The 24,534-nt window shown below is 71.0% G+C and carries 26 protein-coding genes; 11 read left to right on the plus strand and 15 right to left on the minus strand.

Annotation, left to right across the window (positions count from 1 at the left end):
- Positions 1–154: 154 nt before the first annotated feature.
- On the plus strand, positions 155–1,063 hold the full coding sequence (locus ACFYTQ_RS09200) for a cutinase family protein (RefSeq protein WP_387358561.1): 909 nt from the start codon (positions 155–157) through the stop codon (positions 1,061–1,063).
- Between the two features lie 66 nt (positions 1,064–1,129).
- Here ACFYTQ_RS09200 and ACFYTQ_RS09205 read toward each other — a convergent pair whose 3' ends face one another.
- The 3 genes from ACFYTQ_RS09205 to ACFYTQ_RS09215 form a co-directional block, all read right to left on the minus strand.
- Positions 1,130–1,423 (minus strand): hypothetical protein, encoded by a 294-nt coding sequence (locus ACFYTQ_RS09205; protein WP_387358563.1) that lies wholly within the window; start codon positions 1,421–1,423, stop codon positions 1,130–1,132.
- 176 nt (positions 1,424–1,599) lie between these two features.
- Positions 1,600–1,854, minus strand: coding sequence for a hypothetical protein (locus ACFYTQ_RS09210; protein WP_387358565.1), 255 nt, complete (start codon positions 1,852–1,854; stop codon positions 1,600–1,602).
- Between the two features lie 124 nt (positions 1,855–1,978).
- Positions 1,979–2,677 carry a histidine phosphatase family protein gene (locus ACFYTQ_RS09215; RefSeq protein WP_387358567.1) on the minus strand — a complete coding sequence of 233 codons (699 nt, stop codon included), beginning with the start codon at positions 2,675–2,677 and terminating at the stop codon, positions 1,979–1,981.
- Positions 2,678–2,818: 141 nt separating this feature from the next.
- Here ACFYTQ_RS09215 and ACFYTQ_RS09220 point away from each other — a divergent pair, with 141 nt between their 5' ends.
- Complete coding sequence (locus tag ACFYTQ_RS09220) at positions 2,819–4,282, plus strand: MFS transporter (RefSeq protein WP_387358569.1); 1,464 nt, start codon at positions 2,819–2,821, stop codon at positions 4,280–4,282.
- Between the two features lies 1 nt (position 4,283).
- Here ACFYTQ_RS09220 and lysX read toward each other — a convergent pair whose 3' ends face one another.
- Positions 4,284–7,658 carry a bifunctional lysylphosphatidylglycerol synthetase/lysine--tRNA ligase LysX gene (gene lysX / locus ACFYTQ_RS09225; RefSeq protein WP_387358571.1) on the minus strand — a complete coding sequence of 1,125 codons (3,375 nt, stop codon included), beginning with the start codon at positions 7,656–7,658 and terminating at the stop codon, positions 4,284–4,286.
- On the opposite strand from lysX, the gene ACFYTQ_RS09230 reads away from it, so the two are divergent.
- A complete protein-coding gene (locus ACFYTQ_RS09230) occupies positions 7,657–7,881 on the plus strand; it encodes an RNA-binding S4 domain-containing protein (RefSeq protein WP_387358573.1) in 225 nt (74 codons plus the stop codon). The genes lysX and ACFYTQ_RS09230 overlap by 2 nt on opposite strands.
- On the opposite strand, the gene rraA is transcribed toward ACFYTQ_RS09230, so the two are convergent.
- From rraA to ACFYTQ_RS09260, 6 genes are read right to left on the minus strand one after another with little or no spacing between them, the layout of a single operon-like run.
- On the minus strand, positions 7,882–8,367 hold the full coding sequence (rraA, locus tag ACFYTQ_RS09235) for a ribonuclease E activity regulator RraA (RefSeq protein ID WP_387358575.1): 486 nt from the start codon (positions 8,365–8,367) through the stop codon (positions 7,882–7,884).
- A 30-nt stretch (positions 8,368–8,397) separates the two neighbouring features.
- Positions 8,398–9,339: a CopD family protein gene (locus ACFYTQ_RS09240; protein WP_387358577.1), complete on the minus strand. Its 942-nt coding sequence runs from the start codon at positions 9,337–9,339 to the stop codon at positions 8,398–8,400.
- The gene (locus tag ACFYTQ_RS09245) at positions 9,336–9,875 is read right to left on the minus strand and encodes a copper resistance protein CopC (protein WP_387358579.1); all 540 of its coding nucleotides are present in this window, start codon (positions 9,873–9,875) and stop codon (positions 9,336–9,338) included. Before ACFYTQ_RS09245 ends, ACFYTQ_RS09240 begins: the two co-directional genes overlap by 4 nt.
- The gene (locus ACFYTQ_RS09250; RefSeq protein WP_387358581.1) at positions 9,872–10,534 is read right to left on the minus strand and encodes a YcnI family protein; all 663 of its coding nucleotides are present in this window, start codon (positions 10,532–10,534) and stop codon (positions 9,872–9,874) included. Before ACFYTQ_RS09250 ends, ACFYTQ_RS09245 begins: the two co-directional genes overlap by 4 nt.
- 43 nt (positions 10,535–10,577) lie before the next feature.
- Positions 10,578–11,210: a hypothetical protein gene (locus tag ACFYTQ_RS09255; RefSeq protein ID WP_387358583.1), complete on the minus strand. Its 633-nt coding sequence runs from the start codon at positions 11,208–11,210 to the stop codon at positions 10,578–10,580.
- An 8-nt stretch (positions 11,211–11,218) separates the two neighbouring features.
- The gene (locus tag ACFYTQ_RS09260; protein WP_387358585.1) at positions 11,219–11,860 is read right to left on the minus strand and encodes a DUF6474 family protein; all 642 of its coding nucleotides are present in this window, start codon (positions 11,858–11,860) and stop codon (positions 11,219–11,221) included.
- Between the two features lie 281 nt (positions 11,861–12,141).
- Here ACFYTQ_RS09260 and ACFYTQ_RS09265 point away from each other — a divergent pair, with 281 nt between their 5' ends.
- From ACFYTQ_RS09265 to ACFYTQ_RS09275, 3 genes are all read left to right on the plus strand, one after another.
- The gene (locus tag ACFYTQ_RS09265) at positions 12,142–13,815 is read left to right on the plus strand and encodes a TM0106 family RecB-like putative nuclease (RefSeq protein WP_387359193.1); all 1,674 of its coding nucleotides are present in this window, start codon (positions 12,142–12,144) and stop codon (positions 13,813–13,815) included.
- Entirely contained in the window at positions 13,808–15,769 is a 1,962-nt protein-coding gene (gene htpG / locus ACFYTQ_RS09270; protein WP_387358587.1) for a molecular chaperone HtpG, read from the plus strand. Before ACFYTQ_RS09265 ends, htpG begins: the two co-directional genes overlap by 8 nt.
- A gap of 215 nt (positions 15,770–15,984) precedes the next feature.
- Positions 15,985–16,185 carry a cold-shock protein gene (locus ACFYTQ_RS09275; RefSeq protein WP_387358589.1) on the plus strand — a complete coding sequence of 67 codons (201 nt, stop codon included), beginning with the start codon at positions 15,985–15,987 and terminating at the stop codon, positions 16,183–16,185.
- A gap of 62 nt (positions 16,186–16,247) precedes the next feature.
- On the opposite strand, the gene ACFYTQ_RS09280 is transcribed toward ACFYTQ_RS09275, so the two are convergent.
- A complete protein-coding gene (locus tag ACFYTQ_RS09280; protein ID WP_387358591.1) occupies positions 16,248–17,015 on the minus strand; it encodes an SDR family NAD(P)-dependent oxidoreductase in 768 nt (255 codons plus the stop codon).
- Between the two features lie 158 nt (positions 17,016–17,173).
- Here ACFYTQ_RS09280 and ACFYTQ_RS09285 point away from each other — a divergent pair, with 158 nt between their 5' ends.
- Positions 17,174–17,806 (plus strand): TetR/AcrR family transcriptional regulator, encoded by a 633-nt coding sequence (locus tag ACFYTQ_RS09285; protein ID WP_387358593.1) that lies wholly within the window; start codon positions 17,174–17,176, stop codon positions 17,804–17,806.
- Between the two features lie 3 nt (positions 17,807–17,809).
- Here the strand turns inward: ACFYTQ_RS09285 and ACFYTQ_RS09290 are convergent, their stop codons facing one another.
- The 4 genes from ACFYTQ_RS09290 to ACFYTQ_RS09305 all read right to left on the minus strand — a co-directional run bounded on the left by ACFYTQ_RS09290 (position 17,810) and on the right by ACFYTQ_RS09305 (position 20,932).
- Entirely contained in the window at positions 17,810–18,508 is a 699-nt protein-coding gene (locus ACFYTQ_RS09290; protein WP_387358595.1) for a TMEM165/GDT1 family protein, read from the minus strand.
- Positions 18,509–18,830: 322 nt separating this feature from the next.
- Positions 18,831–19,358 (minus strand): peptidase, encoded by a 528-nt coding sequence (locus ACFYTQ_RS09295; protein ID WP_387358597.1) that lies wholly within the window; start codon positions 19,356–19,358, stop codon positions 18,831–18,833.
- Positions 19,359–19,522: 164 nt separating this feature from the next.
- Positions 19,523–20,146 carry a superoxide dismutase gene (locus ACFYTQ_RS09300; protein WP_387358599.1) on the minus strand — a complete coding sequence of 208 codons (624 nt, stop codon included), beginning with the start codon at positions 20,144–20,146 and terminating at the stop codon, positions 19,523–19,525.
- Positions 20,147–20,296: 150 nt separating this feature from the next.
- Positions 20,297–20,932 (minus strand): hypothetical protein, encoded by a 636-nt coding sequence (locus ACFYTQ_RS09305; RefSeq protein ID WP_387358601.1) that lies wholly within the window; start codon positions 20,930–20,932, stop codon positions 20,297–20,299.
- 415 nt (positions 20,933–21,347) lie between these two features.
- Between ACFYTQ_RS09305 and ACFYTQ_RS09310 the strand changes: the two genes are divergently transcribed.
- Genes ACFYTQ_RS09310 through ACFYTQ_RS09325 form a run of 4 tightly spaced genes read left to right on the plus strand, consistent with a single transcriptional unit; the run spans position 21,348 to position 24,534 of the window.
- Positions 21,348–21,680 carry a rhodanese-like domain-containing protein gene (locus tag ACFYTQ_RS09310; RefSeq protein ID WP_387358602.1) on the plus strand — a complete coding sequence of 111 codons (333 nt, stop codon included), beginning with the start codon at positions 21,348–21,350 and terminating at the stop codon, positions 21,678–21,680.
- Positions 21,681–21,714: 34 nt separating this feature from the next.
- A complete protein-coding gene (locus ACFYTQ_RS09315; RefSeq protein WP_387358604.1) occupies positions 21,715–22,785 on the plus strand; it encodes a DUF4328 domain-containing protein in 1,071 nt (356 codons plus the stop codon).
- Positions 22,782–23,549 (plus strand): glycerophosphodiester phosphodiesterase, encoded by a 768-nt coding sequence (locus ACFYTQ_RS09320; RefSeq protein WP_387358606.1) that lies wholly within the window; start codon positions 22,782–22,784, stop codon positions 23,547–23,549. The genes ACFYTQ_RS09315 and ACFYTQ_RS09320 overlap by 4 nt, the downstream gene beginning before the upstream one ends.
- Positions 23,550–23,607: 58 nt before the next feature.
- Positions 23,608–24,534, plus strand: coding sequence for a DUF5926 family protein (locus ACFYTQ_RS09325; RefSeq protein WP_387358608.1), 927 nt, complete (start codon positions 23,608–23,610; stop codon positions 24,532–24,534).

Genomic DNA, 24,534 nt, shown 5'->3' on the forward strand with positions numbered 1-24,534 from the left:
GGTGTTGCGCCGCCGTGGGGTCGGTGTGTGCTCGGGTCGATGGTGACAGCCGGGGTTCGCCGCGGGTTTACCGAACCGCAAGACGGCCGCTTCACCATGTCAGCTGAAACGACGGGGTGCCCTGTTGCCCGGGGCGGGCTTGGACTGGAGCGGTATGCGGTTGAGGAAGTTTGTCGCGGCTGCGGGTTCGGCCGCGGCGGTGTTGTCCGGATTGGTGTTCGGAACCGGTGCCGCGGCGGCGGATCCCGGCTGCCCCGGCCTGTACGTCGTCGCGATCCCCGGCACCTGGGAGACCGGCGATCATCGGCCGGAGGACATGGTCGGGCACGGCATGCTGGGTGGCGTCACCCGCGGCCTGCCGGGCAATACCGAGGTCGACTACGTCAGCTACGCGGCGACCGCCTTCCCCTGGGAGGGCGATGTCTACGGCGCCTCGAAGAAGCAGGCCATGGACAACGGCCGCGGCCTGATCCAGGCGATGGCCTCCCGGTGCGGCGCGACGCGTTACGCGATCGTGGGCTACAGCCAGGGCGCGGACGCGGCCGGTGATCTGGCCGCCGAGATCGGCACCGGGCTCAGCGTCGTGCCGCCGGACCGGGTCGCGGGCGTGGGCCTGATCTCCGACCCGCGCCGGTCGCCGACCGACGTCCAGGTCGGTCCGGTGGTCGGCGGCGCGGGCGCGGGCGGACCGCGGCCGGGCGGCTTCGGCTTCCTCAGCGACCGGGTGCGCACGATCTGCGCCGAGGGCGACCTGTACTGCTCGACCGCCGACCAGGACTACGTCACCCGCTTCGCGGGCTTCCTGGCCCAGGCGTCCGGCGCGACCCCGGCCAACCTGTGGCGCTACCAGCTCGAGGCCGGCTCCATCATCGGCGACCTGATGTCCAACGGCGGCGTCGCGACGCTCGGCGCCCAGCTCACCGACGACGCCAACCAGGCGCGGGTCAAGCAGCTGGAGCAGTTCTACGGCACCGGCACGCACACCTCGTACGGCAACTACTCCGTCGGCGGCGGCCAGACCGCCATCACCTGGATGCACAACTGGATCGCCGGAATGGCATGAGAGTTCCGTTCGCACGGACGAATTCGCGACGGGCCGCTCCCTCGGGAGCGGCCCGTTTCGCGTTTCCTACAGCGCGGAGCCGGTGGGCGGCAGCTGCGGGGCGGGCGCGGGCGCGTTGTCGTCCGGGCCCGGCCGGTCGCGATCGCGGTCGCCGCGGTGATCGTCGCGGTCGTGGTTCCAGTCGTGGTGGTCCCCGGGCCCGCCGTGGTCGTCGCGGTCCAGCGCGATCGAGCTCGCCGGGGCGTCGGTGGTCGCGGCCATCGCCGGTACCGCCACGGCGGACAGGGGAACCAGGGCCAGGGCTCCGACGGCGACGACGCGGGTGGCCAGCTTGCGGGAACGAATCGACTTGGTGCGCAATGGATTGCCTTTCTCTCGACCGTGAACCGCTCGGTCAGCGCCTCACTGCCCTCCATCGAAGCGGCCGACGCTGGGACGGGGATGCAAGCGGCCTGGCAATCGGCTGGGACGCGCCCAACCCCGTACAGCACAAGGCCGCTCCCTCGAAAGAGGAAGCGGCCCTTGCCGATTCGGTCTCAGCCCGCGGAACCGGTGGGCGGCAGCGGGCGATCGGGACCGTGGTGATGGTGATGGTGGTGGTGCTCACCGTCACCGCGGTGCGGTCCGCCCGGGTGCGGCCCCGGGGGGAACGGCGGCTGCCAGGGGCCGTCGATCTGGGTGGCGTCCGGGGTGGCGTCGGCCAGGGCGGGTCCGGCCACGGCGGCCAGCGGCAGCGCCACCAGCGCCGCCGCGACGGCGACCCGCGCCGCGATGCGCGAATTCTTCTTCACAGAGAGCACGGAAATTGCCTTTCGTCCGAGAACGTGAGCCGAACCGACACCGGCTCACGGGGACTCATCGAACGACGCGGCGCTGAGACGGGGGTGCGACGAGCCTCATAATCGGCTGGGAATCTCAGTGCCCGCCTTGACACGCGGCCAGATTGCGCGGGAGCAGGTCCCAGACGTGCCCGTTCTCGTTGATCGTGGCGGCCGTGCGGGCGCCGGTGCGCGAGTAGAGCACCCGGGTGATCGAGCAGTAGTCGATCGGGAAGGTGAGCGGGCGGGCCAAGCCGAGCACGTCCTGCATCAGCACGTTGATCACCCCGCCGTGCGCGAAGACGACCACGGTGTCGGAAGGCGCCGCCGCCGAGACGGTTTCGCCGATTCCGGCCAGCACCCGGCGCACGAACGCCGGGCCGTCGATCTGTTCGGGCAGCTGCCCGGCCTTGATGCGGCGGTAGGTCGCGCGGAACTCCTCGATCAGTTCGGCGGGCGGCGCGCTCGCGTCGGCGGGCACGGCGCCGCCCGCCCAGCCGCGCGCGGCCTCGATGGGCACGTAGGCGGGCAGTTCCCGGTCGTATTCGGCCAGGCCGTCGTGCACCTCGACCGGCAGGCCGAGTTTGTCGGCGGTCGGGGCGGCCGTCTCGCGGGCGCGGCGCTGCGGACTGCTCACCACGCGGGTGATGCGGTGCTCGCCGACCTCGAGCCGGGCCAGCACGGCCGGGACGCGCGCGGCCTGTTCGACGCCGAGTGCGGTGAGGCCGGGATCGGCGGGGCCGTCGGCGGAGCGGGCCCCCTCGGGCTGGGCGTGACGCACGAGTACCAACTGCACGTCTCCACTCTGCCGTACGCGCGGGCCGCCGATGAATTCGCCCGGCCGGCCGCGTCTGGATAGGTGAGCACGCCGGAAATCGGTTGATCCACCGAATTTTCGACCGGTAGCGTGCGGCGACTCGATCGGCGGAGGTGCGTTGTGGAGAAATCGACCAAGGGCAGATGGGCGGCGTTGTATCTGCTGTGCGGCGGGGCGCTGATGATCGTGCTGGACGCGACCATCGTCAATGTCGCGCTGCCCGCGATCGAGCACGATCTGGGTTTCACCCAGGCCGGATTGGCGTGGGTGGTGAACGCGTATCTGATCGCGTTCGGCGGACTGCTGTTGCTGGTCGGTCGGCTCGGCGATCTGATCGGGCGCCGGCGGATGTTCCTGGCCGGGCTGATCGTGTTCACCGCGGCGTCGGCGCTGTGCGGGGTCGCGCAGAGCCAGGCCATGCTGATCGGGGCGCGGTTCCTACAGGGCGCGGGCGGGGCCATGACGATCGCGGTGGTGCTGGGCATGATCGTGTCGCTGTTCCCCGAACCGCGCGAACAGGCCAAGGCGATCGGCGTGTACGCGTTCGTCGCGTCGGCGGGCGGCGCGGTCGGCCTGCTGGCCGGTGGCGTGCTGACCGAGGTGAACTGGCATTTGATCTTCGCGATCAACATCCCGATCGGGATCGCGATCGGGGTGGCCGCCCTGCGGGTGCTCGACGACGATCGCGGGCTGGGCCTGCGCGAGGGCACCGACGTGCTGGGCGCGATCCTGATCACGGCCGCGCTCATGCTGGGCGTCTACACGATCGTCAAGCCCGCCGCCGAGCTGGGCTGGACCGCGGGCCGCACGCTGCTGCTGGGCGCGGCGGCGCTGGCGTTGCTCGCCGCGTTCATCGGCTGGGAGGCGTGGACGAGACATCCGCTGATGCCGCTGCGCATCTTCGGATCGCGAAACGTGTCCGGCGCCAACCTGATCCAGGTGTTGGTGGTGGCGGGCATGTTCGGGGTGTTCTTCCTGGGCACGCTGTACATGGAGAAGGTGCTGGCGTTCTCGCCGATGCGGGTCGGGCTGGGCTTCCTGCCGGTGACCGTGCTCATGGGCACGCTGTCGGTGCGCTACTCCGAACGGCTGATCATGCGGTTCGGACCGCGGGCCACGCTGACCCCCGGGCTGGTGCTCATCCTGAGCGGGCTGCTGCTGTTCACCCGCGCGCCCGTCGACGGGAACTACTGGCTGCACGTCTTCCCGGTGATGGTGCTGTTCGGCGTCGGCGCGGGCCTGGCGTTCCCGGCCCTGATGAATCTCGCCATGGCGGGCGTGGCGCCCGCCGACGCGGGCATGGCCTCCGGCCTGGCCAACACCACCATGCAGGTCGGCGGCGCGGTCGGCCTGGCCGTGCTGGCCACCCTGTCCGGCAGCCGCGCCAAGGATCTCGCCGCCGCCGGGGCCACCCAGGCCGAGGCGCTGACCGGCGGTTTCCACATCGCCTTCGCGGTCGGCGCGGGTTCGGTGGTGGCGGCGCTGGCGGTGGCCGTGCTGGTGCTGCGGTCGCGGCCCGCGAACGATCCGGACGCCGAACTGGACGAGCTGGCCGAGGAGATCCGGCCGGTGCACGTGCTCTAGGTCAGCGCGGTTTCACCAACGGGAAGGGCAGGGTTTCGCGGATGCTGCGGCCGGTGATGAGCATGACGACCCGGTCCACGCCCATACCCAGCCCGCCCGTGGGGGGCATGGCGAATTCGAGGGATTGCAGGAAGTCCTCGTCGAGTTCCATGGCCTCCGGGTCGCCGCCCGCGGCGAGCAGGGACTGTTCGGTGAGGCGCTGGCGTTGCTCGACCGGATTGGTGAGTTCGCTGTAGGCGGTGCCCAATTCGACGCCCCAGGCGACCAGATCCCAGCGTTCGGCCACGCCCGGCACGGCGCGGTGGGCCCGGGTGAGGGGGGAGACCGAGGTGGGGAAGTCGATGTAGAAGGTGGGCGCCTCGGTGCGGGCCTCGACCAGATGCTCGTACATCTCGAGCACGATCTGGCCCGCGTCCCAATTGAATTGGTGCGGGACGCCCGCCTTGTCGCACAGCACCCGCAGCCGCTCGATATCGGTCTCGGGTGTGACCGTCTCGCCGAGCGCCTCGGAGATCGCGCCGTGCACGGTCTTCACCGGCCACTCGCCGGAGATGTCGACCTCCACCGGGACGCCCCGCTCGTCGGGGCGGATGGCGACGCAGCGGCCGTTGGCGGCGACCGCCGCCTCCTGGATCAGCTGGCGGCAGGCGTGCATCATCCGCTCGTAATCGCTGTGCGCCTCATAGGCTTCCAGGATCGTGAACTCCGGATTGTGGCTGAAGTCCACACCCTCGTTGCGGAACACCCGGCCCAGTTCGAACACCTTCTCCATGCCGCCCACGCACAGCCGCTTCAGATACAGCTCGGGCGCGATGCGCAGATACAGGTCCAGATCGTAGGCGTTGATGTGGGTGGTGAAGGGGGTCGCGTTGGCGCCGCCGTGCACCCGTTGCAGCACCGGCGTCTCGACCTCGAGGAAACCCCAGCCGCTCAACGTGTCCCGCAGCGAGCGCACCACCGCGCTGCGCTTGGCGAGGATCTCGCGGGCCTCGGGATTGATCGTCATGTCGACGTAGCGCTGCCGCACCCGGGCCTCCGGATCGGCCAGGCCGCGCCACTTGTCCGGCAGCGGGTGCAGGCATTTGCCGATCATCCGCCAGTCCTGGGCCAGCAGCGACAGCTCGCCGCGGCGGCTGTGCCCGATCCGGCCGCTCACCTCGATCAGATCGCCGAGGTCGAAGAACTCGTCGAAGGCCGCGATCCGCTCGGCGCCGACCCGGCCGCGGTCGATCATCAACTGGATGTCGCCGGACCAGTCCCGCAGCACCGCGAAGATCACCCCGCCGTAGTCGCGAATCCGCAACAGCCGCCCGCAGACTCGCACGGTCGTGCCCAGGGGCGAACGCCGCGCGGCGGCCACGGTGTGGGTCGGGGGATAGGCGACCGGGTAGGCGTCCACCCCGGCCGCGGTGAGGCGCTCGAGTTTGTCCATCCGCACCCGCACCTGTTCGGGGCGGCGCGGCCGGGCCGCGTCCAGCTCCTCCTCCGGCGGTTCGGGCGGGCTGCCGTCGGCGTGCAGGCCGGTCAGGGTCGCCGGGACGGCCGAATGAATGCCGGTGTGCGCCAAGGCGTCCGGCTGTTTGCCGAAGCGCGGCAGGAATCCCTCGGCGAGCGCGCTGGCCGTCGCCACCCGGACCAGCTGGCGGCGATCCTCGAAGATGAAGAACCGCGGCACCCACTGCGGCTGGTATTTCACGTTCGACCGGTACAGCGCCTCGAGCTGCCACCAGCGCGAGAAGAACATCAGGACGCTGCGCCACAGCCGCAGCACCGGACCCGCCCCGATCCGGCTGCCCTCCTCGAACACCGAACGGAACACCGCGAAGTTCAGCGAGACCCGGGTGATCCCGTACTGGTCGGAGGTGAGCGCCAGCTGCGAGATCATCAACTCCATGATCCCGTTGGGGCCCTTGGGATCTCGTCGCATCAGATCCAGCGACACCCCGGTCCGGCCCCACGGCACCAACGACAGCATGCCCAGCACGCGCTCGCCCTCGACCGCCTCGACCAGCAGGCAGTCCCCGTCCAGCGGATCGCCCAACCGGCCCAAGGCCATCGAGAAGCCGCGTTCGGTCTCGGTGTCGCGCCAGGCGTCGGCGCGCTCGATGACCTGGGCCATCTCCTCGGCGGTGAGCTCGCTGTGGCGGCGGATCCGCACGGTCACACCCTGTTTGCGCAGCCGGTTGGCGGCCTGGCGGACCTGTTTCATCTCCGGGCCCGCCAGCGAGAACGCGCGGGTCTCCAGGATCGCCTCGTCGCCCAGTCGCAGCGCCGACAGCCCGGCCCGGCGGTAGGCCGTCGCGCCGATCTCGCTGGCGCCCATCACCGCCGGGGCCCAGCCGTACTGGTCGGCCAGCCGCAGCCAGGCGTCGATGGCCTGCGGCCACGCCTGGGTGGGGCCGATCGGGTCGCCGGAGGCCAGGCACACGCCGAGTTCGACGCGGTAGGTGACCGCGGCCTTGCCGTTGGGCGCGAACACCACCGCCTTGTCGCGGCGGGTGGCGAAGTAGCCGAGCGAGTCCTCGACGTCGGCGCGTTCGAGCAGGCCGCGCAGCGCCGATTCGTCCAGGCCGGTCAGCGCGTTGGAGGCGCGCTGCGACCGGAACAGCACCATCGCCGCGGTCAGCAGCGCCACCGCGCCGAGCAGGCCGAGCAGCAGGTTCACCGGATGCGGCGGGCGGCCGTCGAAGTTGTCGGTGCCGAACAGGATCGCCGGGATCACCCGGGCCGCCGCCCACAGCGGGCGCTGCGGACCGCGCGGCAGCGTGCCGGGGAACAGTTCGACCAGCCCCCAGCCCAGCAGCCAGCCCACGGCCAGGCCGCCGACCAGCACGCCCAGCGCCTTCCACAGCGCGCCCGGCCGGACCTGGGTGTAGAACTCCGGCCACGCGGCGATCAGCAGCACGATCACCGCGACGTGCACGATCAGCGCGACCATCGAGTTCGGGTCGTGGTCGGTGCTCACGTCCAGGGCGTTGGCCACCGCGAACATCGCCAGATAGACCACGAGCAGCCACCAGGCGATCCGCTTGCGGGTCGCGATCGCGCCCGCGAGCAGTCCGACCATGAGGGCGGTGACCAGGCTGGTGTCGGGTGCGTCGAAGTAATAGTTGTCGATGTAGCGCCGCGGCACCGCGGTGATGTAGCGCAGCCCCGGCGAGATGCTCCACAGCGCGCACAGCACCGAGAACACGCCCAGCACGAGGCCCACCAGATGCGGCACGTCGCTCAGGCGGCCGTGGCCGCGGTGGGGCACTTCCGGGGAAGTCATCCGACCAGTGTGCGGCCCGCCGCGGCCCGAGTGTGGCACGTCGGCGGGTGAGTCCGCGGGGGTGGCGTGCGCCCCGCGGACGGTGGAAGTAAAGATGTACCCCATGTCGGATCCAGTCGATGTGCCGATCGATGACGATGTCATTCGGCTCGGTCAGTTCTTGAAGCTGGCCAACCTCATCGAATCCGGTTCGGAGGCCAAGACTGTTATCGCCGCCGGCCTGGTTCGCGTGAACGACGAGGTCGAACTGCGGCGCGGTCGGCAGTTGCACGGTGGGGACGTGGTGGCCCTGGCGGGCCATCGCGTCCGGGTCGTCAGCGCCGGGTGATCATTCGGCGCGGACGACGATGCCGTCGTGATCGCTGTAGAGCATCTCGCCCGGGACGAAGGTCACGCCGCCGAACTCGACCGGCACATCGCGTTCCCCGGACCCGGTCTGGGTGCTCTTGCGCGGGTTGGTGCCCAGCGCCTTGAGGCCGATATCGAGCGTGCGCAGGATCGCCGAATCGCGGACCGCGCCGTGCACGATCACGCCCGCCCAGCCGTTGTCCACCCCGCGTCCGGCGATGACGTCGCCGACGAGCGCGGTGTGCACGCTGCCGCCGCCGTCGACGACCAGCACCCGGCCCTCGCCCGGTTCGCCGAGCGTCTGTTTGACCAGGAGGTTGTCCTGGAAACAGCGGATGGTGACGATCCGGCCCGCGAACGCCGCGCGGCCGCCGAATTGCGTGAACTGGATGTCGCAGCTGCGAATTCCGGGGCCGATCTCGTCGGCGAGGTCGGCCGTGGCAACGGTGTCTGCTGAATCGGTCACGTCAGCCAGCTTGCCATGCGGCGAATCGGATCACGCTGTGACCGCCAGTGTCGCCGCCAGGCCGAACACCACCGCCATCGCCACCACCTCGCCGACCGCCCGGCGCAGCGACGATTCGGCGGTGAGCCGGTGGTCGGCCGCGCGCGGCACCCAGGTGCGCCGCCACCACCAGCCGAGCAGCAGCAGCGCGAGCACGAGCGCGGACTTGGCGAGCAGGATCCGGCCGTACCCGGTGTCGACCAGCGGGGTGAGGCCGCGCACGCGGACCAGGCCGTTGCACACCCCGGTGACCGCGACCGTCGCGGCGGCGGGCAGCGCCCACGCCGAGTAGCGGGGCAGCACCGCCGCCCACTCGCCGCGGGTGCGCACCACCAGGGTCAGCGCCACCAGCAGCCCGAACCAGGCGGCCGCCGCCAGCGCGTGCAGCGCGCCCAGCACCGAACCGAGCGGCTGCTGCGACATGTGCCCGGTGATCGGCCGCAGCACCAGCGCGACGGCCGCGAAGACCACCACCGGATCGGCGGACGCGCGCTCGGGCCGCCGGTACGCCAGCGCGGCGTAACCGGTGACCACGAGCGTGCCGACCCCGATCGCGATGCCGATCTGCCCGCCGCTGACCCGGGTCAGGTAGGTGCCGAAGTCGGCCGCCCGCAGCTCGGTGACGCGCACGCCCACCACCTGAGCGGCCTCGTAGGCGAGCACCACGAATTCGGTCGCGGCCCACAGCCCGCCGAGCGCGGCGAGCGGCCGCCAGGGCGGGGTCAGCCGGTCGTGCAGCCGCGGCAGCGCGGCCAGCCCGAGCACCACCGCGCCCGCGCAGTCGGCCAGCGCCCGCACCGGCGCCTCGGCCTGCACCGGGTCCGGGACGGCCAGGGCCCAGGCGATCGCCACGCCCAACAGGGCGGCCGGGACGACCAGCAGCAGGGTGGACCGCGGGGCGGTCGGGCTGCCGCCGGTCGCCGCCCGGTTCACGACCGTCCGCGTCCTTTCCGGCCGCCGAGCAGGGCCACGGCCAGTCCGCCCGCGAACAGCACCACCGCGCCGAGGATGAACACCCAGACCGGCACACCGCCCGAACCGCCGTCCCCGCCGGAGTCGGCCGCGCCCGCCTTGGGACCCGGCGTGCCGTGCCCGGCGGTGGTGAGGGTGAAGGTGCGGGTGCCGCTGACCGGATGACCGTCCGCGGAGGTCACCCGGTAGGCGATGGTGTACTTGCCCGCCGGGCCGAGATCGCCGACCGCGACGCTGACCGTCGGGCCGTCGATGGTGGGTTGTCCCTTGTCCCAACGGTTTCCGTCGGGGCCGACGACGGTCAGCGACGGGAACTCGGTCTGGAGGTTCTCGTTGAAGGTGACGCTGGCGCGGGCCGGGCCGGTGTCGATCGACGCGTTCTCGGCCGGATCGCTGGCCACCGGCGTGGAGTGCGCGGCGGCCGGACCGGCCGCCGCCACCGCCAGGCCGCCCGCGAGCAGCGCCGCGCACAGCCCGGCGAGCAACCGGCGCGTCACGAGCGCCGGGCCCGGATCAGGCTGCCCAGACCCAGCGCCGCGCCGAGCGCGCCGAGGACCAGGCCGACGCCGCCGAGCCAGCGGGCGGTGTCGTCGTTACCGCTGTCGTCGTGCGCGGCTTCGGGTTCGGTGGCGGCCGAATCGTGGTGGTGCTCGCCGCCCTTCGCCGCCGCGAGGGTGAGGGTGGGCGCGGGATGTTCGGGTTCGGCCTGGCCCTCGGTCATCGGCTGATCCCAGGCGACCACCTTGCCGTCGCTGTAGGTCTGGGTGGCGGGCAGGCGCACGGTGTCCTGCTTGGGCAGCGGCCCGACCGACAGCGCGAACCGCTGGAACTGCCCGGGGGCCACGCCCGGGTTGCCCGGATCCGCGGTCCAGGTGACGGCCGTGACCTCGTTCTTGTCGTTCTTATCGATCTTGGCCGACCAGCCGGGCATGGGTTCGGTGCGGGCCGAGGACACGCCGGGCAGCTGGACCGACAGTTTGGTGGTGGCGGCCGTCTCCGATTCGGTCGGCACCCGGAAGGTGACGACGGCATAGCCGCCCTGGGCCGCGCCCGGGGCATCGGCGGTGACATGGGCCGCGGCGGTGCCGGCGGCCAGCACGGCCAGGGTCGCGGTGGTGCCCGCGGTCATGAGGGCACGCGAAAATACGCTGTACATAAGGGGTTTCGCCTTCTGTTCGGGTGAGAGGTGGATCGAGAACTCACACCCGGACCGGCGGTCCCCGCGAGCCGAGGGCACCGCTGCCCGCGCGGCCGCGGGCAGGTGTCGGATCGGTGGGCAGGCATGCCGCGTCGCGCGCGGGCACGAGGGCGCCCGGTCGTTCGACGGCGGCCCGGAACGCCTGGGCCACCAGGGCGTACAGCCGTTCGGCCAGCACGATCAGCAGGGCACAGCCGAGGGTGGCGAGCGCGTGGGCGCCGATCATCGCGGCCCCGGGCAGCGCCTGCCCACCGAAAGTCGTTGCCGCCGAATCGGATCCGTGCTCGTGTGCCAGTCCGGTCAACGCCTCGTGCCCGGCGAGCTGCCCGGCCGCCAGGGCGCCGAGCAGCTTCAGCCGCCCGCCGGGGCCCGCGACCGACCGCACCTGCCCGGCCAGTGCCCCGATGCCCGCTGCGGCCGCCAGCAACAGGCCCACCCCCGCCGAACTGGGCACGCCCCCGCCTCCGGCACCGTGCGCGGCCACGGCCAAGCCCGCGACCATCGCCCCCACCACCTGCCCCCGCAGGGCGGCGAGCCCGGCGATCGGCCCGGATGCCCGGCCGCGCGCCGAAACGCCCCCGCCGAGCGGCGCCGCGACCGGGTCGCGGCGGGCCGGGGCGGGGGCGGGTGGCATGGGTCGGGTCAGCGGACGCCGAGGCGGGCGAGGAGGTCGGCCTCGATGCCGGACAGTTCGCTCGAGATGGAGGTGTGCACGGCGCGGCGACGCTGGGCGGGCATCTGCTCGGCGGTGCGCACCGCGGCGGCCAGGCTGTCGAGGCGGTCGCGGGTGGCGGCGGTGAACTTCTTCAGTTCCGCGTCGCCGCCCTGGCGGTTCTCGAGTTCGGCGAGGGTGGCCTCGGTGTTGGCGATGCGGGCCTGCAACCGGCCGCCGTGACCGGCGAAGTCGCCGAGCTGGTCGATGCCGATGCCCAGCCGCTGCGCGCGGCGGGTGTCGAGCTGCCCGCGCACGAAGGTGGCGGCCCGGTAGGCCAGCGGGGCGAGCACGGGAACCAGGACGCGGGCCACGCCCAGGTACTTCTTGACCTGGCCGGCGCTGATCAGCTCCCGATCGGCGCGCTCGGCCGCCTTGAGCGCGGCCTTCTCCTCGGCCTTGAGGGTGGCGACCTGCTGCTTGGCCACCTCACGCTGATTGCGCGCCTCGGCGCGGTCGCGCTTGCGCTCGTTGCGCGCGCTGAGCTTGGCCTCCAGCTTCGCCTTGTGCTTGAGGGCTTTCGCCTCGGCTTTGCGGTCCGGGCGCCGCTTGCGCTTGGTGAACAACCCCATCGAAGGCCTCCGTCATGCTGTTGTGTACCCACGAGCCACACGGTTTGCGCCAACCTTAACGGTTCGTCCCGACGCGCCGCGAGGCACGTTCGGTGGGCTCGGATCACCATGTGGTTGGCGAGCTTGTCGGGGGTCCGCGCCATACTGCAGAGGTGTATTCGGGCAGTGGCGACCGGAGCGGTCGCGAGCGGGACGGTGGCGGAGACGAGCGGCGGGCGGTCGCGGTCTCCACGGCCGCAACGCCCGAGCCGGATCCGGCCGGGCGCGCGCAGGGCCCCGGAATCGCCTCTCCCACAGGCGAATTCGAGCCGGTGGCCTATGTCGACGCGCGGGCGCTGATCGGCTGCCGACATCGGCTGCATCTCGAGGCCACCCATCCCGAGGTGCTCACCGGCGTGTCCGAGGACGCGGGCGTCAAACAGCGCCGGGAGGCCGCAGCCGCGCATCGCGAGCGGGTGCGCGCGACGCTCGTGGCCCACGACCCCGACGCGTGGGTGATCATCGACCCCACCCGCCCGGCCGCCGAACGGGCCGCCGCCACGCTGCGCGCGTGCGAGGCCGGGGCGCAACGGGTCTGGGGCGCGCTGCTGCCGCAGGAGCCCGACACCGGGCGCCGCGGCGGCGCGGAGATCCTGCTGCGCGACGCCGACCGCGGCGGCTACATCCCGATCATCGTGGTCAACCACAAGGTCACCGATCCGCGGCAGCCCGATCCGGCCGACTTCCACCCGCTCACCTCGCCGCTGCACGAGTGGCGTCCGCGCCCGGACCGGGGCGTGCGCGTGCGCACCCAGCCGCGCGACCAGCAGCGCCTCGCCCACCTCTACCGCATGTTGCAGCGGCACGGCCTGGCCAGCCCGGCGCTGGTCGGCGGGGCGATCGGCTTCCACTTCGACCGCGTCCTGGTGCACGATCTCGCCCCGCTGCTCGACGACTACGACCGCCGCTACGCCGACCGCATCGCCGTGGTCCGGGGCGAACTGCCGACCGTGCCGTCCAAGGTGCCCGAATGCCGTCAGTGCCCGTGGTGGTCGCGGCAGGCCACACCCGAGACGCCCAGCTGTGAGCGCTGGCTGATCGAGCATCGCGACGTCAGCCTGGTCGCCCCGGGGTCGCGGGCGGAGCTGCTGCGCCGCCACGGCGTGGAGACCGTGGAGGAACTCGCGGGCTGGACCGGCGACGAACCCGACGACTGGCAGTACGAGCCGTTCGCCGAGACGGTGGTGACCGCGCGGGCCTGGATCTCGGGCGCGCCGCTGGTCCGCCGGGTGGACCGGGTGTGGGTGCGGCGCGCCGACGTGGAGGTCGACGTCGATCTGGAGAGCTTCCAGGAGTTCGGCGCCTACCTGTGGGGCACGCTGCTCGACGGCGTCTACCGCCCGTTCGTCACCTGGGATCCGCTGCCCACCCCCGACGAGGCGCGCTCGTTCGCCGAGTTCTGGCGCTGGCTCATGGGTGTGCGCGCCGAGGCCGCCGCGGCCGGGAAAACCTTTGCGGCGTACTGCTATTCGCGCACCGCCGAGGACAAGTGGCTGTACGAGTCGGCGCGCCGCTTCGCCGGGATGCCGGGCGTGCCGACCGAGGCCGAGATCCGCGAGTTCGTCGACGGGCCGCAGTGGGTGGACATGTTCCAGGCCGTCTCCGAACAGTTCATCTGCCCCGGCGGCAAGGGGCTGAAGAAGATCGCCCCGGTGGCCGGGTTCGCCTGGCGCGATCCCGAGGCGGGCGGCGAGGCGTCGATGAGCTGGTACCGCCACGCGGTCGGCTACGACGGCGAGATCGACCCCGGCCAGCGCGTGCGGCTGCTGGAATACAACGAGGACGACGTGCGCGCGACCAAGGCGTTGCGCGAGTGGATGTACCCCGCCGAGCCCGGCGCGCGCGGCGCGGACACCGAGGTGCCGGGTATGGCGGACTTCCGCGGCCCGGATTTCGTAATATCTGGACGTGACTGAGCACGTCGAACACCTCGAGTTTCAGGCCGAGACCCATCAGCTCCTGGAACTGATGATCCACTCGGTCTATTCGAACAAGGACATCTTCCTGCGCGAGTTGATCTCGAACGCCTCCGATGCGCTGGACAAACTACGACTGGAGTCGTTCCGGGACAAGGACCTCGACGTCGACACCTCCGATCTGCACATCGAGCTGGAGGTCGACAAGGACGCCCGGATCGTCACCGTGCGCGACAACGGCATCGGCATGGCCCGCGAGGAGGTCGTGGACCTCATCGGCACGCTGGCCAAATCCGGCACCGCGCAGCTGCGCAAGCAGCTGACCGAGGCCAGATCCGACGCCGCCGCCGAGGAGCTGATCGGCCAGTTCGGCATCGGCTTCTACTCGACGTTCATGGTGGGGGACAAGGTCACGCTGACCACCCGCAAGGCGGGCGAGACCACCGGCACCCGCTGGGAGTCCACCGCGGGCAGCGCGACCTACACCATCGAGACCGTCGAGGACGCCCCGCAGGGCACGTCGGTGTCGGTGCACCTCAAGCCCGCCGACGAGGAGGATCACCTCTTCGACTACACCCAGGAGTGGAAGCTCCGCGAGATCGTCAAGAAGTACTCCGACTTCATCGCCTGGCCCATCCGCATGCCGGTGGAGCGCACGATCACCGAGGGCGAGGGCGAGGACAAGCAGGAGAAGACGATCCTCGAGGAGCAGACCCTCAACTCGCAGAAGGCGCTGTGGACGCGCCCGCGCGGTGAGGTCTCCGACGAGGAGTACAAGGAGTTCTACAAGCACATCGGCCACGCCTGGGACGATCCGCTCGAGATCATCCAGCTCAAGGCCGAGGGCACCTTCGAATACCAGGCGCTGCTGTTCATCCCCACGCACGCGCCCTTCGACCTGTTCATGCGCGAGCACAAGCGCGGCGTGCAGCTGTACGTGCGGCGGGTGTTCATCATGGACAACTGCGAGGAACTCATGCCCGAGTACCTGCGCTTCGTCAAGGGCGTGGTGGACGCGCAGGACCTCTCGCTCAATGTCTCGCGCGAGATCCTCCAGCAGGACCGGCAGATCCAGATGATCCGCAAGCGGCTGGTGCGCAAGGTGCTCTCGACGGTCAAGGATCTGCAGGCCGCCGAGGACAAGTCCAAGTACGAGACGTTCTGGAACGAGTTCGGCCGCGTCCTCAAGGAGGGTCTGCTGTCGGACTTCGACAACCGCGAGACCATCCTGCAGGTGTCCTCGTTCGCGTCGACCCATGCCGCGGACAAGCCCACCACGCTGGCCGAATACGTCGAGCGGATGCGCGACGGCCAGGACAAGATCTACTACATGACCGGCGAGTCCCGGCAGCAGATCGAGAACTCGCCGCATCTCGAGGCGTTCCGGGCCAAGGATCTGGAGGTGCTGATCCTCACCGATCCGGTCGACGAGATGTGGGTCGGCTCGGTGCCGGAGTTCGACGGCAAGCAGTTCCAGTCCATCGCCAAGGGCGAGGTCGACCTGGAGTCCGAGGACGAGAAGAAGGCGTCCGAGCAGCTGCGCGAGCAGCAGAACAAGGACTTCGGCGAGGTGCTGAAGTGGCTGGAGACCACGCTGTCCGACAGCGTCAAGGAGGTGCGGTTGAGTTCTCGGCTGACCACCTCCCCGGCGTGCGTGGTCGGCGACGTGTTCGACTTCACGCCGCAGCTGGAGCGGATGTACCGAGCCTCGGGTCAGGCGGTGCCGCAGACCAAGCGCATCCTCGAGCTCAATCCGGACCACGCGCTGGTGACCGGCCTGCGCGACGCCTACGCCGCGAACAAGGAGGCCGCCGAGGCGGGCACCGCCGAGGACCTGCGCGCGACGGCCGAATTGCTGTACGGCACGGCCATTCTCGCCGAGGGCGGGGAGCTGAAGGATCCGGCGCACTTCGCCAGGATCCTGACCGACCGGCTGACCGCGACTGTGAGATAAGTCTCCAACAAGGCCCCCCGGGGGAACTCTCCCGGGGGGCTTACGTTAGACATGTCGGGTCGCAATTTTCAGCATGTTCGTGTTACCACTCGGGCTCGCGCGGAACATTGTGCGGGCGTCGGTTTCTCCTTGCGAGGCAAGTTGCAAGTCGCCGTCTGATGCGACCCGGTCCCACGACCGTGGGGTCGAAGTAACAACTCGTCAGGAGACGACAAATGGTTCAGGGAACCGTCAAGTGGTTCAACTCGGAAAAGGGCTACGGCTTCATCGCGCATGAGGGCGGCCCCGACGTGTTCGTGCACTACTCGGAGATCGAGGGCTCGGGCTACCGCGGTCTGGAAGAGGGCCAGCAGGTCAGCTTCGAGATCACCCAGGGCAAGAAGGGCCCGCAGGCCTCCAGCGTCCGCGGCCTCTGATCGGTCGAAATCCGAAGGCCCGCACCGGTTCGGTGCGGGCCTTCGGCCTGTTTTCGGGACCGTCAGCGCGGGGCCATGCGCAGCGCGCCGTCCATGCGGATGGTCTCGCCGTTGAGGTAGTCGTGCCCGACGATGTACTCCGCGAGCTGGGCGTACTCGTCCGGGCGGCCGAGGCGCGACGGGAACGGGACGCCCGCCTCGAGGCCCTTGCGGTACTCCTCGGTGACGCCCGCGAGCATCGGGGTGTCGATGATGCCGGGGGCGATGGTGTTGACGCGGATGCCGAACTGGGCCAGGTCGCGCGCGGCGGGGATGGTCATGCCCGCGACGCCGCCCTTGGAGGCCGAGTAGGCGATCTGGCCGATCTGGCCCTCGAACGCGGCCACCGACGCGGTGTTGATCACCACGCCGCGCTGGCCGTACTCGTCGACCGGTTCGGTCTTGGCGATCGCGTCCGCGGCCAGCCGCATGACGTTGAACGTGCCCAGCAGGTTCACGGTGATGACCGTCCGGAACAGTTCGAGGTCGTGCGGCCCGTTCTTGGACAGGATGCGGCCCGCCCAGCCCACGCCCGCGCAGTTGACCACGATGCGCGGCGGCACGCCGGACTCGACGACCTTCGCGACCGCGGCGGCCACCTCGTCGTTGCTGGTCACGTCGGTGGGGATCAGGGTGACCCCGGCGGGCACGTTGTCACCCGCCCGCTCGATCGACTGCTCCAGGTCCAGACCGAACACGGTCGCGCCCTGGTCGGCGAAGCGCTTGGCGGTCGCGGCGCCCAGACCCGACGCGGCGCCGGTGATGATTGCGGCGGAGCCCGAAATCTCCACGGTGTATGGTCCTCTCGTTCGTGACGGCCCTTCGCTGGCCTTCCGTCAACAGGCACCCTAACCGGCGTTCCGGGCAGATCGGCCGGGGGAGGGGCGGTTCGGCGAGAATGGAGCGACGTCCATCGAATCCCTCGATCGCAACGCACACGGAGTCGCCCATGCCGGAGCCGGCCCTCACCGTCCGCCAACTGCCCCGCGGCCGTCACGGCCTGCCCCGCGAGACCGTGGTGCGGTCCCAGCGCGAACGCATCCTCACCGCCATGGCCGAGGTGATGGCCGAACACGGCTATGTGAAGACCTCGGTGGCGATGATCATCAAACGGGCCCGGGTCTCGCGGGAGACCTTCTACGAGCAGTTCCGGTCCAAGGAGGACTGTTTCCAGGCCGCCTACGAGCGCGCGGTGGAACTGCTCATCGCGCGGATCGAACAGGCCACCGCGGATTCCGGAGTGGGTATCGCGCGGCTCGACGGCATCCTGGACGCCTATTTCGAGGGCCTGGCCGTCGAACCCGCCTACGCGCGGCTGTATCTGGTGGAGGTGTACGCGGCGGGCCCGGAGGCGATCGCCCGGCGCATGGTGTTGCAGGAGTCGTTCGCGGGCCTGCTGTGGGAGGCGCTCGGCGCGACCACCGAGGATCAGCGCTTCGCGTGTCAGACCCTGGTCGCGGCGATCAGCGCGCTGGTCACCGCCCGGATCTCCGCCGACGATCCGGCGGGCCTGCGGGCGTTGCGCGAGCCGCTGGTGGCTATGGTCCGTCGCGGTGGGAATCTGTACGGCTCGCTCGCCTGAGCCTCAGCGCGGCGTCTCGACCGGTTCGGGCGTGTCGGCCGTCCGGCCGCGCAGCGCGAACAGGATGAGCGCGGCGGCGATCGGGGCGAGCGCTGCCAGTCCCATCTCGGTCGCGCGGCCGATGTCGAGGACCGACAGCAGGGTGGCCGCGCCGATGTAGAGGAACAGCAGCCCGGAGCCGACGGCGATGGCCCGCTCGGGAATGTGCTTGCCCACGGTGATCCCCACCGCGATGGCCAGCCCGCCCGCGGCGACCATGCCCAGCACCGAGCCCAGCCACACCGCCAGCCAGCCGCGCTGGGAGGCCAGCGCGATGGTGGCGAACATGGTCCGGTCGCCCAGTTCGGCGAGCAGGAAGGCCGAGATCACCACGAACAGCGCGCGGCCCGCACCCGGCGCGGCGGGCTCGGCGGGGGTCTCGTCCGCGTCCCGCGGGGCGCGCGCCTCGCGCAGCGTCCAGCCGCCGACGCCGAGCAGGATGAGCGCGGTGACGATCGCGATGAGGTGGGTGGGCAGCGCCGCGCCCAGGAAGTGGCCGACCGCGACGGCGATCAGATTGACCGCGACGCTCGCGATCGCGATGCCGGACAACACGATCCACCAGCGGTGCCGCAGCGCGAAGGTCAGGGCCATGAGCTGCGATTTGTCGCCCAGTTCGGCGACGAACAGCACGCCGAAACCCAGCAGGATCGTGGCGATCATGAAAAACGGCTCCCAGTCCTCGGCCCGCTGGCCGAAGACGGTAGCCTCCGGCCGACGATGCACCCGAAACGATCGGTTGAATCTGTCCTCGGCCGAAGGTCTCGCCCACCGGAACATCGCCGGTTCGTGGGGCCGGACCCGGATACCGGATCAGTATGTCGACACCCACGATTGGGGGCTACTCCCCTTCGCTCAGCGACCACCCTACCGCGCGGAATCGGACATCGCAACGACCCCATCGTCGAAATCGCAATGGGCGCAATAAGTTTGGGCTCCCACGGCGAAGACTTCGGGTACCCTCACTACCGCGTCGGGGAGCCCGTCACGCGGCGAGCAGCATGGCCAGCACCGCGGTGTCGGGATCGCTGATCGGATCCACCCCCACCCGGCTGACCATCGAGGTCACCGTGCCGTCCACCTCGGCCTCCACCCAGGCCGCGCGGTGCGCGAGACCCAGATGCGGCACCCCCGGCAGCAGCACGCAGCCCGAGGCCGCGCCCACGCATTCGGGCAGCGTCGGCCGGGTCTCCGAGGGCGGATGCAGCATCATCAGCGCGGGCGGCACATGTTCGGCGAACCGGCCGGGTTCCAGCGCCTCCTCGCCGAGCACCGGACCCTCGGCCACCACCAGGCCGACCGTGCCGGGCAGCGGTTCGTCGGGCAGTTCCTCGCGCGCGCCGAACACCGTGGTCGTGGACAGCAGACCCGGCAGGCTGGCCACCCGCACGGCCAGGGCGAGCAACTGGGCCCATTCCTTGGTGGTGTCGGGCCAGCGGCCGGAGATGACGAATCCGCGTAAGGTGCCGCGCGCCTGGAAGGGGGTGACGCCGACGTTTTCGTTGCTGCGCATTGTGCCTCCCACGAGCCAGAGCTGTGCTCCGAGTACCCGAGAATGACGCAAACAATGTCTGGCACACAAGTACCAGAGAGTGCCAATCCCCAGGTAACAGCCCTGAAACACGCAACAGGCCCGCGAACCACCCGGGTTCGCGGGCCTACCGACCGAGGGGAGGCTCAGCCGAAGACGAGACCCTTGCCCTGCGAGACGGCGCGGCCGAAGCGCTCCTGCACGTCGGCCCAGTTGACCACGTTCCAGAACGCCTTGACGTAGTCCGCCTTGACGTTCTTGTACTGCAGGTAGAACGCGTGCTCCCACATGTCGACCTGCAACAGCGGGATGATGCCCAGCGGCACGTTGGCCTGCTGGTCGTAGAGCTGGAAGGTCAGCAGCTTCTGACCCAGGGTGTCGTAGCCCAGCACGGCCCAGCCCGAGCCCTGCAGGCCGTTGGCGGCCGCGGTGAACTGCGCGCGGAACTTGTCGAACGAGCCGAACTGATCGTCGATCGCGGCGGCCAGCTCGCCGGTCGGCTTGTCGCCGCCGTTGGGGGACAGGTTCTTCCACCAGATCGAGTGGTTGACGTGTCCGCCCAGGTGGAAGGCCAGGTTCTTCTCGTGCAGGAAGATCGCGCCGTGATCGCCGGACTCGCGGGCCGCCTCGAGCTTCTCGAGCGCGGTGTTGGCCCCGGCGACGTAGGCGGCGTGGTGCTTGGAGTGGTGGAGCTCGTTGATCTGCCCGGAGATGTGCGGCTCCAGGGCGCCGTAGTCGTAATCCAGATCTGGCAGCGTGTACTCAGCCACGATGTCCCTTCCTCATGATGTCGGCCGTGTGCGCCCGAGTCGCCGAGCGCACCCAACCATCATTCGTACACCCGCTCGTTTGCAACCGGGTTGCATGCCCCCGGATTCCAACATCCGGCGAATTCCCCGCGTCGGAAGGATCGACCGCCCCTACATGGGCGGGGCCACATCGGGCAGCATCGTGCGCGGATCGCACGAGTCGTGCGCCTTCCACCAGCGCTTTCCGCCCGCGACGAAGTCGGCCGCGGCGATCGGGCGGCCGTCGGCGGTCTCGATCTCGAGGTTCTCGAACCAGACCCGAACGTCGAGTTCGCGCGGATCGACGCCCTCCTGCTGGGAGAACTCCAGGACGTGCGCGGCGGGCCGATCGCTCAGCGCGGTGTCGAAGCTGAGCAGTTCGCGCCACAGCGACCAGCTGCTGTCGTCGACGTCGATGAAGTCCCAGCCGTGCAGCGCGCTGCCGCCGAAGCTCGCGATGGCCTCGCCCAGCCCCTCGAGGGTGAGCGGGAAGACCTTCGGCTCGATGTCGTCCCAGTTCTGCATGCGCAGCGAGGCGGCCACCCGGCTCACCCCGGTCAGCGTGAGGTGTATGTGCCGGTCGTCGAGCTGCCCGCCCTGCCCGTCCGTGGGCAGCGTGAGCACCTCGAGTTCCAGGCGAATGCGCGCGGCCGCCGGATCGGCCGTCACGCCGAGGCATGTGGCCTCGGCCAGCGCCGTGTTCAGGCCCGTCGTATCCAATGTGGCTGTCGTATCCATCGCGTCCACCGACCCCCTGCTCGCGTCCATGCCTCTCAGGCTACCCATCGGCCCTGCAAGACCCCGGGATTTCGGTTTCTCGGCAAGGTTTGTCGGCTTTTTCGGATCGGGGTGGAACCGGAGGCGGCCCACCCGCGTCCAAGTAGATGTCGGGGCCTCGCGGTCTCGCGTCCGGCCGGCGGCGATCGCTCCGGGATGAGGAGGGGAGTCTCGGATCGATCGCCGTCCGGCCTTCGGCCCCGATCGCCCCGTGATTCGCGGATGACCGATCGGTCCGTGTTGCCCGGCCTGTGGATCAGGTTGTGGATTATGTGGATAACTGGGCTGGGCATATGCACAGGTCGGGGCCATAACCGGCATGTGATATGCGAATCGCGCCCGAAACAGACCGTAGGTCGGTCAGGGAACTGCCCGCCCGCCCGGCGCCCGTGGCAGGATCGAAACCGTGACGAGCCCCGAATTTCCGTCGGTGCCGGTGACGGAGGTGCCTTCGGCGGCGCTGCTGCTCGACGTCCGCGAGGACGACGAGTGGCGGCTCGGCCACGCTCCCGGCGCGGTGCACATCCCCATGGCCGACATCCCGGCCCGCGCCGACGAGCTGGACTACGACCGCGAGGTCTACGTGGTGTGCCGCCAGGGCGGCCGCTCCCCCCAGGTCGCGCAGTACCTGGCCCGCATCGGCTACGACGTGGTCCAGGTGACCGGCGGGATGGTGGCCTGGCAGAAGGCGGGCCTGCCGCTGACCGCCGAGGGCGACCACGAGGCCGAGATCTACTGAGCGGGATCGAGTCGATGGAACGCGGAGGTGCCAGGTGAGCACGGTCGTTCAGCCCTGCGCCCGCTGCGGCGCCCGGTGGACGGTGCGCGGCGCGCCCATGCACTGGTGCCCGCGCTGCCGGGGCGTCCTGCTGTCCCCGGCCCCGGTCGACGCGCCCCCCGAGCGCCGCAACTACCGCTGGGTGGCCCGGGTGCCCGGCCGCCGCCCGCGCGAGGGGCGGGCCGCGCGCCCGGCCGCCCGCGCGGCGACGGGCACCCCGCGCTACGCCGAGATGCCGCGCTGGGGGCTGCGCGACGTGCCGCGCCCGGCGCCGGCGGGGCCGCGAAACCCGTTGGCGCGCTTCACCGATCGACTCCCCGGACTGCTGACCGCGACCGCGGTGCTGTTCGGCGTGGCCGCCCTCGCCGAACTGGGCCGCTACGTCATCGTGTTGCGCAATCAGAGCAAGCTCATCCCTCCCGCGCTGCTGTTCTTCTCCGACGCGACGGTGTACCTGTCGGCCGGGCTGGCAGCGCTGTGCGCGCTGGGCGGCGCGGTGGGCGCGGCGGGCTGGCTGGTCCGGGCCCGCGCGGCGGCCTACGGGCAAGCGGGCCGGGCGGATCCGCGCTCGGTGCGAACGCTGTTGTGCGGCAGCCTGATTCCGGTGGTGAATCTGCTCTGGCCGGGGGTGTTCCTGACCGAACTGGTGCGCCGGCTCGGCGGGGACGCCCGGGTGCTGCGCGCGGTGCGGATCTGGTGGGGGGTGTGGATCCTCAACGGCGCGATGGTGTTCGCCGCGCTCTGCTTCCGGTTCGCCGATTCGCTGCAGGCCCAGGCCGACGGTGTGATCTTCACCTGCTACACCGATCTGGTCGCGGCCGTGGTCGCGGTGCTCACGCTCGGGGTGGTCCGGCTGTGCGAGGGCCGTGACCTGCGCGGCCGGGTGCGGGCGCCGAAGCGGTGGTTGCCCGCCACGGGTCCGGTGGAACCCGTGATCGAACCCGTGCACCCGGTGGGCGAGTCCGCCGAGCGCGCAGCCGATTCCGCCGTCGGGAATGATGTCGGGACGGAACCGGCGTCCGCGCCGAGCGCCGAGCGGCAGCAGGAGGAGGTCATGGCGAAGTGAGCCGGGATAGTCGCGCGCCGTTCGTGGTCGCGCACCGAGGCGCGTCGGGAACGCGTCCGGAACACACACTGGCCGCCTACGAACTGGCGTTGGAGGAGGGTGCCGACGGCGTCGAATGCGATGTCCGGCTGACCCGGGACGGCCATCTGGTGTGCGTGCACGACCGCACGGTGGACCGGACCTCCTCGGGCACCGGCCTGGTCAGCGAGATGTCGCTGGAGGAGTTGCGGCAGTTGGACTTCGGCGTCGACGGCGCGCCCGCCGCGGTGCTCACGCTCAGCGAGCTGATCTCGCTGGTGCTCGATTGGCGCAGCCGCCCGACCAAACTGTTCATCGAGACCAAACATCCCGTGCGCTACGGCGCGCTGGTGGAGGCGAAGGTGCTGGCGGAGTTGCAGCGCTTCGGCATCGCGACCCCCGCCTCGGCCGATCACGCCCGCGCGGTGGTGATGTCGTTCGCGGCGACCGCGGTGTGGCGGATCCGCCGGGCCGCGCCGATGCTGCCGACTGTGCTGCTCGGCGAGTCGTCGCGGTACCTCGGCGGCAGCGCGGCCACCACGGTGGGCGCCACCGCGGTCGGTCCGTCGGTGAAGACGCTGCGCGAACATCCCGATCTGGTGGACAAGGCCGCCGCCGCGGGCCGGGCCACCTACTGCTGGACCGTGGACGATCCCGAGGACGTCAAGCTGTGCGCGGATCTCGGGGTCAGCTGGGTCGCCACCAACCATCCCGGCCGCACCAAGGCGGTGCTGGCGAGCGCGTGAATCCGCCTGGCGCGCCCCTGCGTTCGCGGGCCGGGGCGACACTGTAGGTTCTGCGTTCGTGGGTAAGTCGAAGCGAAATACGCCCAAGCCCGACAGCAACCGGGCCCAGCGGCTGGCCGCGCGCCGCGCCGCGCACGAGGAGTCGGCGCGGGCGGTCACCCGGCCGTTCGCCGGATTGGCCGCCGAATGCGATCTGGTCGCGCTGCGCGAGTTCGTCCCGTCGGCGACCGCGACGCTGAAACTCGCCGCGGGCGCGCAGCGGCCGGTCACGCTGGCGACCGTGCTGCCCGGCGCGGTGGCCGCACTGGTGCGCGCGGGCGAGGAGCCGATCGGATTCGTCGCGGCGCAAACGCAATTCGCCTCCGACGATCCGGCCGCCGATCTGGCGGCGGCCATCCGCTGGACGCAGACCGCGGAGCCCGGCGAATCCCTGTCGGCCGCAACGGCTTCCGCGACGTCGGGGGAGGGGGCGGTGGCGCTCGGCGAGGTGATCGACGCGGGCGCGGGCCTGGATCTGACCGTGCACCAGAACTTCGACTGGTGGGTGCCGGCGGACGTGCAGCCCGATCCGCAGGTGGCCGCCACCATCGAACAGGCCAACCGGGCCATCATGCCCTCGGCGCGGCTGGAACTGGGCGGCGACGCGATCGGCGCGGCCTGGTGGGTCGACGCCGGGGAGCGCGCGCATCTGCGCTGGGTGCGGCCCGAGGACGAGGACGCGCTCATGCTGGCGCTGGCGCGCGTGCACGCCGCGGGCGGCCTGCATCTGGGCGAGGGCTCCCGGTTCGCGGGTTCGTTCCGCACGCACGGTCTGCTGGTCCCGGTGTTCGATCTGGACCGCGAGCGGCACGCCACCGAATGGACCACGCCCGCAACGGAATTCGGCGCACGGCTGGCCGCGGCCCTGGCCTCGGACGCCCCGCTGACCGCCGACGAACGCCGCTCCCGCGACGGCCTGCGGTCCCGGCAGATCACCCTGCGCTGA

It is taken from the genome of Nocardia sp. NPDC004068 (assembly GCF_042874315.1).
Taxonomy (GTDB): domain Bacteria; phylum Actinomycetota; class Actinomycetes; order Mycobacteriales; family Mycobacteriaceae; genus Nocardia.